The sequence below is a fragment of the Chitinophaga silvatica genome (genome assembly GCF_003419895.1).
In the GTDB taxonomy this organism is placed as follows: domain Bacteria; phylum Bacteroidota; class Bacteroidia; order Chitinophagales; family Chitinophagaceae; genus Chitinophaga; species Chitinophaga silvatica.
Map to the genome: position 1 here is coordinate 434694 of NZ_QPMM01000007.1, position 15154 is coordinate 449847.

Annotated in this window: 13 protein-coding genes; 10 read left to right on the forward strand and 3 right to left on the reverse strand. The window is 41.7% G+C overall.

From position 1 onward, the window contains the following. The first annotated feature begins 39 nt into the window (after positions 1 to 39). From DVR12_RS28010 to DVR12_RS15220, 4 genes are all read left to right on the forward strand, one after another. Entirely contained in the window at positions 40 to 672 is a 633-nt protein-coding gene (locus DVR12_RS28010) for a TetR/AcrR family transcriptional regulator (RefSeq protein WP_116976641.1), read from the forward strand. Beyond that, positions 662 to 2020: a TolC family protein gene (locus tag DVR12_RS15210; RefSeq protein WP_116976642.1), complete on the forward strand. Its 1359-nt coding sequence runs from the start codon at positions 662 to 664 to the stop codon at positions 2018 to 2020. Before DVR12_RS28010 ends, DVR12_RS15210 begins: the two co-directional genes overlap by 11 nt. A gap of 67 nt (positions 2021 to 2087) precedes the next feature. Next, positions 2088 to 3176, forward strand: a complete 1089-nt coding sequence (locus DVR12_RS15215; RefSeq protein WP_116976643.1) for an HlyD family secretion protein — start codon at positions 2088 to 2090, stop codon at positions 3174 to 3176. A 166-nt stretch (positions 3177 to 3342) separates the two neighbouring features. Then, entirely contained in the window at positions 3343 to 4923 is a 1581-nt protein-coding gene (locus DVR12_RS15220) for a DHA2 family efflux MFS transporter permease subunit (RefSeq protein ID WP_116976644.1), read from the forward strand. Between the two features lie 322 nt (positions 4924 to 5245). On the opposite strand, the gene DVR12_RS15225 is transcribed toward DVR12_RS15220, so the two are convergent. Beyond that, positions 5246 to 5704, reverse strand: coding sequence for an Mpo1 family 2-hydroxy fatty acid dioxygenase (locus tag DVR12_RS15225; RefSeq protein ID WP_116976645.1), 459 nt, complete (start codon positions 5702 to 5704; stop codon positions 5246 to 5248). Positions 5705 to 6039: 335 nt separating this feature from the next. On the opposite strand from DVR12_RS15225, the gene DVR12_RS15230 reads away from it, so the two are divergent. Beyond that, positions 6040 to 6927, forward strand: a complete 888-nt coding sequence (locus DVR12_RS15230; protein WP_116976646.1) for an NAD(P)-dependent oxidoreductase — start codon at positions 6040 to 6042, stop codon at positions 6925 to 6927. Here the strand turns inward: DVR12_RS15230 and DVR12_RS15235 are convergent. Next, on the reverse strand, positions 6924 to 7304 hold the full coding sequence (locus tag DVR12_RS15235) for a winged helix-turn-helix transcriptional regulator (protein ID WP_116976647.1): 381 nt from the start codon (positions 7302 to 7304) through the stop codon (positions 6924 to 6926). The genes DVR12_RS15230 and DVR12_RS15235 overlap by 4 nt on opposite strands. A 128-nt stretch (positions 7305 to 7432) precedes the next feature. On the opposite strand from DVR12_RS15235, the gene DVR12_RS15240 reads away from it, so the two are divergent. From DVR12_RS15240 to DVR12_RS15250, 3 genes are all read left to right on the forward strand, one after another. After that, positions 7433 to 7831: a DoxX family protein gene (locus DVR12_RS15240; RefSeq protein ID WP_116976648.1), complete on the forward strand. Its 399-nt coding sequence runs from the start codon at positions 7433 to 7435 to the stop codon at positions 7829 to 7831. 162 nt (positions 7832 to 7993) lie between these two features. Next, positions 7994 to 8800, forward strand: coding sequence for a helix-turn-helix domain-containing protein (locus DVR12_RS15245; protein WP_116976649.1), 807 nt, complete (start codon positions 7994 to 7996; stop codon positions 8798 to 8800). A gap of 61 nt (positions 8801 to 8861) precedes the next feature. Further along, the gene (locus tag DVR12_RS15250; RefSeq protein ID WP_116976650.1) at positions 8862 to 10289 is read left to right on the forward strand and encodes an alpha/beta fold hydrolase; all 1428 of its coding nucleotides are present in this window, start codon (positions 8862 to 8864) and stop codon (positions 10287 to 10289) included. A gap of 60 nt (positions 10290 to 10349) precedes the next feature. On the opposite strand, the gene DVR12_RS15255 is transcribed toward DVR12_RS15250, so the two are convergent. Next, positions 10350 to 12260 carry an SPFH domain-containing protein gene (locus DVR12_RS15255; RefSeq protein WP_116976651.1) on the reverse strand — a complete coding sequence of 637 codons (1911 nt, stop codon included), beginning with the start codon at positions 12258 to 12260 and terminating at the stop codon, positions 10350 to 10352. A gap of 446 nt (positions 12261 to 12706) precedes the next feature. Between DVR12_RS15255 and DVR12_RS15260 the strand changes: the two genes are divergently transcribed. Next, positions 12707 to 13588, forward strand: coding sequence for an ROK family protein (locus DVR12_RS15260; RefSeq protein ID WP_116976652.1), 882 nt, complete (start codon positions 12707 to 12709; stop codon positions 13586 to 13588). Between the two features lie 287 nt (positions 13589 to 13875). Continuing rightward, positions 13876 to 15153 carry a Gfo/Idh/MocA family oxidoreductase gene (locus DVR12_RS15265; RefSeq protein ID WP_116976653.1) on the forward strand — a complete coding sequence of 426 codons (1278 nt, stop codon included), beginning with the start codon at positions 13876 to 13878 and terminating at the stop codon, positions 15151 to 15153. Position 15154: the final 1 nt, after the last annotated feature.

The following is a 15154-nucleotide window of genomic DNA, read 5'->3' on the forward strand; positions in this document are numbered from 1 at the left end:
GTTTGTTTAACTTTGGCCCGTCAAATCTAAAAGTGGAACATGGAAGAATATAGTGAAAAACAGCTCTCGATACTAACAGTAGCAGAGCGGCTATTTGCCGATCAGGGCTTTCATGGCACATCGGTGAGAGACATTGCGCAGGAAGCGGACGTAAATATTGCCATGATTTCCTACTATTTCGGTTCTAAGGATAAATTACTGGAATCGATCTTTAAATACAGGATGAGGGCATCGCAAAGATTTATTCAGGACTTATTGGTAAATGATAGCCTGAAACCGCTGGATAAGATATATGCCATGATCGACAGGTTCCTGAACAAGATGCTGGGAGAACAGAATTTCCAATGCATCATGAGCCGCGAACAACTGAACAGTGAGCAAAGTCCGGTTAGGGATCTTATCTGGGAGTTGAAAAGAGAAATGCTGGGCTTAATGCAACCTATCGTTACTGATGCCCAGGAAGCAGGAATTTTTCATAAGGATGTTGATATAGTTATGCTTATGACTTCATTGTTTGGCACTATTCATCAAATCATCCCGGCTCAAAAGCTCTTGAGAAATGATCCCGAATTTCAAAATCTCACTGAGGAAGAGTTTAAGGAAAACCTCAAACAAAGAGTAAGCATACATTTAAAAAAATTGTTCAAAGCAATCCTAACACATGAATTTTAAAAGCATATACGCACGATTATATGCGCTTGCATCGGGGATCATGCTGATTTTTTTCTTTCAATCAGCAGCTGCTCAACAGAGCGTTAAACCGCTTTCGTTAAATGAAGCCATATCGCTGAGTATACAAAACAGCAAACAATTAAAAGTAAGCCATGCAAGGGTAGACCAGGCCAATGCATCTCTCAAAACAGCCAATGAACGCCAGTTGCCGGATGTATCTGTAACAGGTTCTTACCTCCGCCTCGCCCAACCAAACATTGATCTGAAACTTAACACCGGTAGTGGTAACGGTTCAGGGGGTAACGAATCGCCGAAAGTAAACAGCGCTGCCTACGGTATGGCTAATGTGTCTGTTCCTGTTTTCGCCGGAATGATGATCCAAAGCGGTAAGGAATCTGCCCGTTATCTCGCTCAGGCGGCTAAACTGGACGTCGAAAACGATAAGGAAGAAATCATTCAGAACACTATCTCCGCATACAGCAATCTTTACAAAGCTAAAGCTGCTGTGAAACTGGTAGAGGAGAATATCAAACAATCAGACGAACGCGTTAGAGAGTTTTCGAACAAGGAAAAGAATGGATTACTCGCTCGTAATGATCTCTTAAAAGCTGAATTGCAACAATCTAACTACCAGTTAGCGTTAATGGATGCTGAAAACAACCTGAAAATAGCTAACCTGAATATGGATATTATGCTGGGCCTCCCCGATAATACCATCCTGGAAGTAGATAGCACCATCTTTGTTGTAGATAAGTCCATCGATGCAAGAGGCGCTTCCGACTTCGAGCAACTGGCTTATCAGAATCGTAAAGATGCTGCTGCTCTGGGCTTAAGAGCTAAAGCTGCCAACGCTGGTGTAAAAGGTGCTAAAGGTGAATATTTTCCGTCTTTAGCTGTTACCGGCGGTTATGTGGCTGCCTACATTCCTAACGTAGTTACTGTAACCAATGCAATTACTGCGGGAGTAGGACTGAAATACAATTTATCTTCTCTCTGGAAAACTGGTTCTAAAGTTGAAAATGCAAAAGCTCAACTGGCTGAAGTAGAAGCTAACCAGGCCAAACTTGCTGATGCCATCCACCTGCAAGTAAACCAGGCATACGAAAATTATTTACTGAGTCGCAAGAAAATGGATACATATATAAAGGCCATTGAACAATCAGAAGAGAATTATCGTATCACCAAGAACAAGCATGATAATAACCTGGCTACAACTACAGACCTGTTGGATGCTGATGTAGCCAATCTGCAATCTCACCTCAACTTCGCTTATGCTAAAGCGGACGCGCTGGTGGCTTATAACAAACTGTTAGAAGCAGCAGGTTTACTGGAATCCAACACCAAATAATACCAAACCAATAAATAACAAAGCTGTGGAAACGCAAACACAATCAAAACCTACTAACAATATAAACATGCAGGAAACTAACGCGCCTAAAAAGAGAAGCAAAGGGTTCATCATTGTACTGGCTGCGCTGGTACTCGGTGGCGGTGCATTTGGTATCACTAAATATATTCATGGTCAGCACCACGAAGAAACGGATAACGCGCAAATCGATGCCAATGTTAGCCCGGTGATTCCCCGCGTATCCGGTTATGTAAAGGAAGTAAGGGTTAAAGATAACCAGTATGTAAAGAAAGGTGATACCCTGGTTATTCTCGATAATCGCGATTATGCAATGAAGGTACAGCAGGCCGAAAATGCTTTGTATGCCGCTCAGGCCAACCTGGGTGCTGCTGAAGCTACTACCGCCGCTGCACAGGCCAATATCAGTTCTTCTGAAGCCAATATCGGTACTATAGACGCTCAAATTGAAGCGGCTAAAGTTAACCTCTGGAGAGCTTCTCAGGATTTTGAACGTTACAATAACCTGATCAAGGATCACTCGATCACTCAACAGGAATATGAACAGGCTTTGGCTGCCAAACAAACCGCTGAACGTCAGCTGGATGTTCTGGCTAAACAAAAAGCTGCTGCCAGCCGTCAGACTCATGTAGTTTCTTCTCAAAGTGGTGCTACCTCCAAGCAAATCAACATTGCTAACGCTGGTATCAAACAACGCGAAACTGATGTGGCTGATGCTGAGCTGAATCTTTCCTATACTGTGATCACTGCTCCTGAAAATGGTGTATTGTCAAAAATCTACGTACAACCTGGTCAGTTCGTTGCTGCTGGTCAGTCACTGTTTAGCGTAGTATTAGATGCTACTCCATGGGTTGTTGCTAACTTCAAGGAAACGCAGCTGGCAAAGATGAAATTGGGTCAGAAAGTTTCTGTACATATCGATGCTTTTCCGGGTAAGGAATTAGAAGCTAAGGTTACTTCCTTTGCTCCTGCTACCGGTGCCAAATTCGCTTTACTGCCTCCGGATAATGCTTCCGGTAACTTCGTAAAAGTAGTTCAACGTCTTCCTGTGAAAATCGAGTTCACTAACCCTGGTGATGAATTGGTAAAACAACTCCGCCCTGGTATGAACGTATTGGTTGACGTGCATCTTGATTAATCATACATGAATACAACAGGCTGGGAGTTAATAATTAATGAAACCATGCAAATTCAATAGCAAAGGCTTTTAACATTAGTTTCATTATTTAATCAACAGACAGGGGTATACTCGTTAATTATTAACTCCGGGCCTCGTTGTATTTCATTCAAAATATAAATGCTGCATGCAACAAGAATCCTTGATAGAATACGGCTCGCGCAGGGTGATCATCACGATCACGGCTATATTTTGCGCGCTGCTGGAGATAGTGGATACCACTATCGTGAATGTGGCGTTGAATGATATGCGTGGTAACATGGGGGCTACGCTCAGCGAAATCGGATGGGTAATTACTGCATACGCTATCGGTAACGTAATTATCGTTCCTATGACCAGCTGGTTATCTCAGCAATTTGGCCGACGTAACTACTTCGCAGCTTCCATTATTATCTTCACCGCAGCTTCTTTCCTTTGCGGACAGTCAACCTCCATGTGGGAACTGATTATATTCAGGTTCATACAAGGTTTAGGCGGTGGTGCTTTGCTGGTAACTTCTCAAACAATTATCACAGAAAGCTACCCTCCCGAAAAAAGAGGTATTGCTCAAGCCATCTACGGTTTAGGGGTAATCATCGGTCCTACCTTAGGTCCTCCTTTAGGTGGTTTTATTACCGATAATTATAGCTGGCCTTACATCTTTTATATTAATATCCCAATTGGTGTTATCGCTACTTTGTTAACCTTACAGTTCGTTCGTAGTCCTAAATATGCTGAAAAGAAGGCTATTAATGAAATTGATTTCTTAGGTATCATTTTACTCGCGGTCACAGTTAGTTCTTTGCAATATGTATTGGAACGCGGGCAGGAAGATGATTGGTTCAACGACCCTATTATTACCCTGTTGGCAGTAACCAGTGCTTTAGGTTTATTCTTCTTTATCTGGAGAGAACTTACCTATAAGAACCCGATTGTGGAATTACGGGTATTAAAGAATGGAAACCTGAGAGTAGGAACCGTGCTTTCGTTTATCCTCGGGTTTGGATTGTATGGATCTACGTTTATCATTCCATTGTATACACAAAGTACACTGGGGTGGACGGCCACACAATCAGGTTTGCTTATGATTCCGGCGGCTTTAACCACGGCGTTTATGATGCCAATTATTGGTAAACTGCTGGAGAAAGGAGTACCGCAACAATATCTGGTGGCTTCCGGTATGTTATTGTTCTTTATATATAGCCTTTGGGGTTATTATATAATAACGCCTAGCGATACGGGTGCTGATGCTTTCTTCTGGATGCTGATCGTACGTGGTATTGGTATGGGTCTGTTATTTATTCCGATCACAACGTTGGCACTTTCTTCACTGAAAGGACAACAGATTGGTCAGGGTGCGGCCTTCACAGGTATGATGCGCCAGTTGGGCGGATCATTTGGTGTGGCGCTGATCACCACTTTTATCTCCAGGCAGAATGAGGTTCACCGTAATGTGCTGGTAGAAAAACTGGATACCAACAATCCGGATGTGATGAACCATGTAGGCGGAATGGCACACAGTTTTGCTTCGAAACCGGGTATGGACCCGGGTAAAGCATTAGGTGCGGCATATAAAGCGCTGGATTACAGTATAACCAAACAGGCGGCAGTTATGTCCTATATGGATGCCTTCCTGTATCTGGGTATCATGTTCCTGATTTGTATACCATTTGTATTAATGGTAAAAGCTAAAAAAGCAGCTAAACTGGATCCGTCAGCTATGCACTAACGGAAACGGTTCAACATAAAATATTGTTGCAATAACAGTGTAACAGTTGTAGGTTTAGGTAAATAAGCCCCGATTTTAATCGGGGCTTTCTGTTTCTCGGGTATTTCTCGCAAAGACGCAAAGATTAATATTAAGGTACAGAGGATTTTTATTAAGGTTTTTAAGAATAAAAGCGAATGTTATTTAAGGACCATTAATTTTACTCTATCAATAAGTTAAATTATCAGTACTCTTAATAATATTCGCCATTTCTTAAAAACCTTAATAAAAATCCTCTGTACCTTAATATTAATCTTTGCGCCTCTGCGAGAAACAACAGTTCTCAGATGGGAATACCGGCCTTACGATAAATGAAGCTTAGCAGCCACGCCGGCCCGATTAAAAGGAATTGTAAATCTTTAAAGAAAGAAGGTTTGGCTCCTTCTATTTTATGGCCAATAAACTGCCCTATCCAGGCCAATACAAATATTACCAGTGCCACCTCCCAGAGTACTAAGCCTGTTCCTGCTACCCATCTCCAAAGCCATAAACAAACCATACCAATGATAAGCATACCGGCAGCTAAAGACACCGAAAGCCTGGTATAATAAATTATCAATAAAAGAAGGGCTATATGAGCCAGGGTAATATTTTCGTTGTGCAGGAAGGGAATAGGAACCGAATATAAAAAACCTACTATACTAAAAAAGATCGCAGGAACACAAATCCAATGTATGAGCTTATTGGTGTGGTTACGGTGACTACTTCCATATTCTTCCAGCCAATCATTCATAGATTTCATAGCTCGATTGTTTAGTCTAATCTTAATATACTAAAAAAATCCTGATTCAGCTACGGAAGAGCTATCATATAAGAAAAGAATAGATGTTATAACGGAAAAGACTATTGGATATTTTGCGGATTATCAATCTTCTATACAACGGAGACGCTACTACGAGAAAAAGATAACTAAAAGAAAACCCCCGTCACAAAGCTGTTTGACAGGGGTTAGGCTATATTCGGTTGAGGCACATCGTTTAAGTATATACGAATATTAACTTCGCATAGTTTCTAGTACAACAATCTGAAATGCTATCTTGTTTTTCATTATACTGATTTATTTAAAAATTTAATCTTATGGATACTATAGGCTTTATTGGAACAGGTCATTTAGGTTACCCAATTGCTGAAAATCTCATCAGAGCCGGATATAAGCTGAAGGTTTATAATCGCACTGCCTCAAAGGCAGAACCATTGAAGGCCTTGGGTGCTGAAATTGTGTCGAGCCCCGAAGCTGCTGCTACCAAAGGTGGTATTGTAATGAGCCTGGTTTCTGACGATGCTGCCGTTGAAGCAGTTAATACTGATGCTTTACTGAGTGCATTGGGGAATGGGGGAGTGCATGTTTCTATGAGCACCATTGGCCCGGAGGCAGCCAGAAAACTGGCCGAAAAATCCAAGGCTCATGGGGTGACCTATATTGCCGCCCCGGTATTTGCCAGACCGGAAGCTGCTGCCGCAAAAGTGGGAAATGCTGTGATCGCAGGTGAAAAAGGAGCAAAAGAACGTATTACTCCTTTATTACAGGCCGGATTTGCTAAGAACGTCTTTGATCTGGGAGAAGACCCCGGCAGTGCCAATGTGTTGAAACTGATAGGTAATTTTATGATCGCAGCTTCAATAGAGCTGATGTCGGAAGCTTTTACCCTTGCCGAAAAGAATAATCTGGACACCCGGGTTGTATATGAAATGCTGACTACCACACTTTTTGCAAGCCCGATATTCAGGAATTATGGAGGAATGATCCTGGATCGTCAGTTTGCCGGAAACCCTTCCTTTAGCGCTGCTTTAGGGTTAAAAGATATTGATCTCGTATTACAGACGGGAAAGGCTACACTAACTCCGCTGCCAATGGCAGATCTGGTAAAATCCAGACTTCTGACAGTTTTGGCTCAGGGGGTAAAGGATGCCGATTGGCTGGCATTAGCTACTGGTGCAATGCACGATGCCGGGCTTAAACCTTAATTTTCTACTGCCACCGGCAATGGGTCTTCTTCCTGTGGCCGGTGTGCTGCTCCCCAGTCGGATATATGCTGCAACAATGCTTCCATGCTGTAACCCAGCGTAGTAAGCTCATATTCTACTCTTGGAGGTACTTCAGGATACACAATCCTGGAAATCAAGCCATCGCTTTCCAATTCTCTTAATTGCAATACCAATACCCGTTCCGAAACACCTGTAATAGCCTTCTTAAGTTCGCTATAACGTAAACGCCCATCCAATAATTTCCATAGGATGCTTGGCTTCCAACGTCCACCAATCAACGATAATGTATAGGCAGTACCGCAATCGCCCCTTAACTGCCGCCCATTAATGGCATTTGAGGAATTCTCTTTTCTCATAGTAAAAATATCAGCTTAAAGTTACAACATCCTGCTATAGTTAAGGTTACTGCTATACTCTGGGTAACTCTATAGTTTCCTCTGTAAAATTTACCGTAGGTTTGTTGTATTACTTAAATTTTTAAGATATGAAATTCCTACCCTTAGCAGGCAGAATTCTGTTTGCCCTGATCTTTGTATTATCTGGTGTTAACCATATTGCAGGCGCCGGAGCCGATATGGCAGCAGCATCCGGTGTACCGGCAGCCGGTGTGCTGGTTCCTGTAGCTGGTTTACTGGCTTTTGCCGGTGGATTAAGCATTCTGTTAGGTTACAAAGCAAAGATTGGAGCGTGGCTGATTGTATTGTTTATAGTGCCGGTAACGATTGCCTTGCATAAATTCTGGGCATTTACTGATCCTATGCAACAGCAAATACATATGGCCATGTTCATGAAAAATCTGGCATTATTAGGTGGTGCCTTACTGATAGCTTATTTTGGAGCCGGCCCGGTAAGCCTCGATGCCAGGGCTGCTGCTAAAGCATAATTAAAGCGCGATAATGCTCGCTTGAAAGCATAATTACAGAGGATGCATCAAAAGTAATCAGGGAGGGCCTTGTTCTCAATAAAGTATTGAATATTAGACCTGAAATAGATAAATAATTTTTGATGCATCCTCTTTTTAGTCGATTTATGTACTTTTAGATGCATGGTCGAAATTTTTGATAATATCAGACAACTCTACAATTTTAGTCGGCCTACCCCTGAATTGGCCGATTATATTGAGTTCTTTTCTGAATCTTCAGATGAGGAAACTACCCGGTATTCAGCTAACCAACATTTTACGGTGAAGATGTTTCAAAGCTGGACCCCAACTATCTGGATTAATCTTGGAACTTCCTATCAGATCATTACCCCAAATTATTCTCAAACCATCGCGGCGGATGATGATGTATTAGTGGTCCGAAATTCAATGGTTACACGATTCAATCAACCTACTGATCATATTTTTACAGTTAAATTTTTCCCGGGTGCACTAGAACGTATCCTGGGAATTTCTCAACTTCCGTTTATTGACCAGGTTATTCCTTTAGCGAGCGTATTGCCGTCTCAGTTAATCTTCAAAATAAAAACTGCCGGAGATTTCGAAGAACGAATAACATTATTACAGGAGTTTTTTCTTATTAATGTTGTTAAACAAAGAAAGAACGATCATTATATCAAATTTGTAAAAGATAGTATCGATCTGCATCATACAGCAGGTATAGATTATAATACAGGAAAAATGGCAGAGAAGATGTTTGTTACTTCTAAAACCATTAACAGGTATTTTAATAATATCATAGGTGTAAGTCCTAAGAAGTATTTCTGTGTTCTACGTGCCAGGACTGCATTAGGTGCATATGTAAATAACAAAAAAACATTTCTGGCATGTAATTATGGCTACTATGATATGAGCCATTTTTATAAGGAAATGTTGAAATTTACAGGTGATAGTATGATTGCTACCCATTAAAAATTGTCCGTTTTTTACCTGGATTAATTATTGTGTTCTCTCTATTTTTAAAAGAAAAAAGATGAAGTCGGTATTACTGTTGCTTGGCATTTTATGGAGCTGTATTTCAATAACATATTCTCAACCAAAAGCTACTATTATTCCTGGTGCCTGCCCTGTTGTCATAGACAGTAGCGTTAAAACCCGTTGTGGTTATCTGGTGGTTCCTGAAAACAGGAAGAAGAACAATGGTAAAACTATTCAGCTTCCCTTTATTATTGTTGAAAGTCCTAACCCCGATAAGAAAAAAGATCCGCTGTTGTTTACTGCCGGTGGCCCGGGAAGTAGTTCGCTTGGCTGGGCAAGAGGCGCCGCAAAAAGTATGATTATCAAAGAGAGAGATTGTATAGCGTTTGAACAAAGAGGTGCCTGGTTTGCAAAACCAAATCTTAATACTACAGACCTGGATAGCGCTATGAAACTGGCTTACAGGAAAAATCTCAATAAAGATAGTATGATGCTGGAAGGAGTGAAGCGATACAAGAAAAACCTTGAAGCAAAGGGTATTGATCTTACAGGCTACAATACAGATGAAACTGTGGCCGATATTCATGATTTGCTTTCCTGCCTGAATATTGATTCTGTGAATCTGTTTGGAGTTTCCTATAGTGGTGGACTAATGCTGGCGGTATTGCAGCACGATCCGGCCCGGATTCGTTCATTGATCCTGGATTCACCACTGCCTGCTTTTATTCATATTGATGAAGATGAACCTGCTAATTTCAACGAGGCATTGTCGGTACTCTTTAGCAATTGCGAAAGAGACTCGGTAGATAAAATACGATACAGCAATTTGCGCGAAAAATTTCAAAGATACTTTACTGGTATTTCTGATAAAGTTTTTACCCTTCCGTATTTGGAGAAGGGCACAAAGGATACAATTAATATTCAATATACCAAAAACGACCTTCTGGATATCATACAAAATTATTTATCAGGCTCCTTAACAGAAGCTCCGTTTGTGATCACAGAATTGATAAATGGTAACCACTACGCCTATATGAAAAAATTGCTCGATGATCTGTTTGCCCATGGTCGCGGCCCTTCAGGTATGCGCATGTCGGTATATTGTGCAGATCAGGCAGCATATAATAGTTTGGCTACTATTAATAGTATTTCAGCTGCCTATCCTTACATGAAAGGATATCATATCAATGATGTGTATAAAGCAATATGTGATTGCTGGACCTACAAGCCAATTAATGCAACAACCAAGCAACCATTTTATTCCAATAAACCGGCGCTGCTGGCAGATGGAGAAATGGACCCGGCATGCAGGCCTGTTTATATAGATCTGATCCATCATTATTTACCGAATAGTTCGCGCTTATTGTTTAAAGACCGCGGTCATGGGGTGGGAGGGAGAGACTTTCAATATTTTATGTTGCAATTTCTCAATCATCCATTTGAAAAAGTAGTTTCAGATAATTCAAACATTATCTCGTATTGAGAATAAAAAACGATAGATCAAAACATTTGATCTATCGTTTTTATTTTTTTAGGTTGATGATTACTCTGCCTCTTCGTTTTTCTTTCTTTTGGCTACATCTTCGAGGAGCTTGAGTCCGAGCAATCCGCTGATTGGGCCATTACCACCTTCACCACCACCGATCAACACATCAGGCATAATGCGGATCTGTTGTGTTCCGATAGCTTCCATTACTTTAAGTTGAGTAAAGTTGTCGCCACCCATTGCTTCCACTGCCAGTTTGTATGATTCGGCGCTGGACTGACCAATAGCAAGAATCTTTTCAGCTTCAGCTTTACCGGTAAGTGCAATTTTTTCGGCATCGGCTTTAGCAGTAAGTTCGGTACGTTCGGCTTCAGCTTTAGCGAGTAATCTGATTTTTTCGGCTTCACCGGCAGCCAGTAATTTCATTCTTTCACCTTCGGCGTTGGCTTGCAGTCTAACGCTATTGGCATCACCGGTAGCTTTTTTCACAGAAGCATCGGCAAGGCGTTCGGCAATCCATACACCCTGATCGGCCTTTACGATTTCTTTCTGCATTTCGGCGATAGCAGTTTCTTTTTCCAGTGTTTGTCTGGTTTCCTGGGCCAGGCGCTCCGTATCGTAAGTGATTTTCTGTTCTTCAGCAATCTTACGATCGGTAAGTGTTTTCATGAGCGTTTCAGGAGGAACAATATCACCAATTAAGGTATCCACACCGTAAACGTTGTATTGGTCCAATACCTGACCGATATGTTCTTTAGCAGAAGTTTGTCTTTCCTTTCTGCTGGTCAGGAAGCTGATTACATCAGCACCCTGGGCCGAGTTTCGGAAATAGTTACCGATAGTAGGTTCAAGTACCTGGGTAACCAGATTGCTCATGTTTCCGAATCGGGCAATTACCTTAGGAGCTTCATTGGTTGGGATATGAATGATCTGTGAAACATCGAGGTTGAAAGTAAAACCATCGCGGCTTCTGACAGTAATGGTAGAGAGGTTCTTATCCAGCTGATGTGATTCACTTCTTGCAGAAGCCCAGTTCAGCACCAGGTTGGTAGTAGGAACCAGCTCTACCTTCATGATATAGGGATTAATAGGGTATTTACCGGGGCCTAATGGTTCGGCCCATACACCTTTACTGCCTTTGGCAACAATGTTTCCATGTTTGAATTCGGCACCGCTGATATCCACTCCATCATTACCTACGAAAGAAATAACTACGCCAACATGACCAATGGCGATTTCTGTCATGTTTACCAGTTCTAGTTTCGCAAACCATGGATTAATGAAGTAGGAACCTGCAAGAATTACTTGTTCCTGCAGCCCTTTATATCCACCTTTTTCGAGGAAAGAATCCACGTCCTGGAAGTTGTTATGGCCATCAATTGTTTTACCGGCAATAGATCCGGTTTCGATTGCTTTACCCTCGAGTGTGGTAATAATACCTACAGCATTATCAGGCACAGAAAGCATATCGGTGATCTCTACTTCAAAGAGAAAAGTATTGATACGATAAGATCCCGGAGTGATGATGGCAGTCTGACGGCCTTTGCGTCCGCCGCCGGAAAGGAATGATACAGCGTCCTGGAAAGAATCGCAAGGTACTTTACGGGCAAGGATAGCGCCGGTTTCGAGTTCAGCACCATCTTTAGCTAGTACCAGTCCGATTTTACCGGTAGGTATAATTGTGAAGGGCTGGAAGGTAACGCTGTATTGCCAGAACCATTTCCAGAAGTAAACACCCGGAGCTAAAGTCTGGGCTTGAAATCCGGCTTCTCCATTGGTGGCCATAATACGGCCTTCGGGCAATTCCTGTTTACCAAAGAGTACGAATTTTTTGGTGACTAATCCTATCCTGTCTTCAGGTACTATAATAACGCCAAAGCATATACGAAGAATGACTTTGTACAGAATCAGGCAAATTAAGGGTATGCCAATTAGCAACCCCCAGGATACAACACTGGTGTTTTCCATTTGTTAGTTGATTAATGTGTGATGATGATAATGAAAGTTATGGGTATGCGGATTCTGCCAGCAAGTTGCTGTAGAAAGGGCAAACGGGATTTAGTTCTATACTAGTTCCTTCTTTGAAACGGAGGGGAGGTATTGAAGTTGGTCGAGATGTAAGTGATCAGGATATCGTTGCCGGAGCAATTATCAGATTCCATTGTTGTGTTATTAAATGCAGATGTAAAAGTAGAAGTTTTTTTGAATCATCAAAATATGATAAGATTAAGCAGATGAATCAGATTCATGAATTTGATATAAAAAGAGAGCGCAACTATTGAAAATTTAAAAAACTCTACTTATTCATTAAATTTAATAACACCTTTTGCCAATAAATTTTCATTTTCTTAAATCAACGAAATATTTTTATATATTTGTCTTGCTTAAACGATTTAGCAAATCTTCAATAAAATATGATGAGTAATTCCACGGCGTTAGGAATAGATATTGGCGGTTCCCATATTACAGCTGCATTGGTTGACCTTCAATCCAGGTCTATCATTGAAGGCTCATGGAATCGTACAAGGGTAAATTCTCAGGCCCAATCAACCGAAATAATCGACTCATGGGCTTCTGTTATAAAAGAAGTATTTAGTAAGGCGCCGGAAGGTATCAAACATATTGGCATAGGAATGCCAGGACCATTCGATTACGAAGAAGGCATCAGCCTCATGAAAGGTCAACATAAATATGATGCGTTATACGGACTGAATGTGAAGCAGCTATTAGCAGAAAACCTGCAGATAGATTCTTCACAGATTCGGTTTATTAATGATGCAGGATGCTTTTTGCAAGGAGAAGTATTTAGTGGTGCAGGTAAGGGAAATAACCGCGTAATCGGATTAACTCTTGGTACCGGTTTGGGTTCTGCAACTTACTATGATGGAGTGGCACATGATGCAAATCTCTGGTGTTCTCCTTTTAAAGGAAAGATGGCAGAAGACTATTTATCTACCCGCTGGTTTGTAGCTCGCTATAAAGAAGTTAGCGGCACTTCCGTAGCTGATGTAAAGGCACTTGTTGCGCTTCATGGAACTGATCCTAAAGTACAGCAGGTATTCGATGAATTTGCAGTTAACCTTGCAGATTTCCTGATTTCATTTATTGAAACAGAAAAGCCGGAAGCAATAGTAATCGGTGGCAACATTGCCAATGCATCTGCTTATTTTTTCCCTAACCTTAATAAGGCATTACAGGCAGCTGGTTTCAATATTCCAGTTCAGGCAGCCATACTTGGTGAAAGTGCTGCATTGATTGGAGCTGCCAGCTTATGGTATGATTTACAGATCATCTAAACTTTTTAGTTACCCCTGGTTGTTTGGGTGTTAACTATTATTTGCGGTTACTTGTATGGGGGCATTCAACCCGCCCTCATACATTTTATTTCTACGAAGTGTAACGTACTTTGTACGCTTTACCGTTTATCAATATTATTTTACCCCCTTCTTGCATTTACCCCATCTTCACCCTATCTTTCCGTACGTGAATCTGGTAAGCCCTCCAGGATTCCACAATGAAAACGCTAAAAATACAGTGAACGAACAGAGTCTTTTTCCACAGGAAATACAATTATCATTAATATATGGCTAAACAAAACAGCGATTCGAGGAGATCATTTATAAAGAATTCTCTGGGAGCGCTTGCTGCATTCACTATTGTGCCCCGCCATGTACTTGGCCGTGGTTACCTGGCGCCCAGCGATCAGTTGACCAAAGCGGTTATTGGTACTGGAGGTATGGGCCGAAATCACTTTGGCTATGCCGGAACTAGAGTAGTAGCCCTTTGCGATGTTGATAGCAAACATCTGCAGGAAGGACTCGCATTATTGGGTGATAAAGGTAAAGGAGTGAAAACATTCTCCGATTACCGCGAAGTTATCAACCTCCCGGAAGTAGATATTGTACACGTTGCAACCCCTCCTCATTGGCACGGTATTATTGCTGCCGATGCGGCCCGCGCAGGTAAGGATATCTGGTGCGAAAAACCTATGACTGCTACCATTGGAGAAGGAAAACGCCTGGTAGAAGCAGTGCAGCAACATGGCAGAATTTTCCGCCTCAATACCTGGTTCCGTTTTGAAGATAACTTCTACGGAATGGGTACTACTGTTAAACCAATTAAAAAACTGGTAGATAGTGGCCTCCTTGGTTGGCCTTTAAAGGTTACAATCGGTAAACACACGGGTTTCGACTGGAAATTCTACTGGGTAGGTAAAACAAACCTGGAACAAATGCCGGTTCCTAAAGAATTGAACTACGATATGTGGTTAGGACCTGCTCCATACAAACCATACAACCCGCACAGAGTTCACGGTACCTTCAGAGGATACTGGGATTATGATGGCGGTGGATTGGGCGACATGGGCCAGCACTATATAGACCCTGTTCAGTATATCCTTGGTAAAGATGATACCAGCCCCGTTAGCGTTGAAATTGATGCACCTCAGCAACATTTCGATGCCGTTGGTACCTGGAGAAGAATAACCTACACCTACGCCGATGGTTGTCAAATCATTTTAGACGGAGAAGGAGTAGACGATAAAGCTGCATATATAGAAGGTCCTAAAGGTAAACTCTATCCTGGTTTCCGTTCCGATATCCCGGATCTGGAAAAGAAATTAGCGGCATTCCCTGATCCGGCTCCTCAACAAATCGATTTCGTAGATGCGGTTAAACGCCGTCGCAAATTCGCTTTGAATGAAGAAAATGGACATCGCTCTGCTACACTGGTAAACATGGGTAAAATAGCACTGAAGCTAAATCGTTCCCTGAAATTCGATCCGGTAAAACAGGAGTTCATTGACGATGCCGGCGCTAATGCGCTGATTTATCAACCAATGCGTGGACCTTGGACAATCTAAT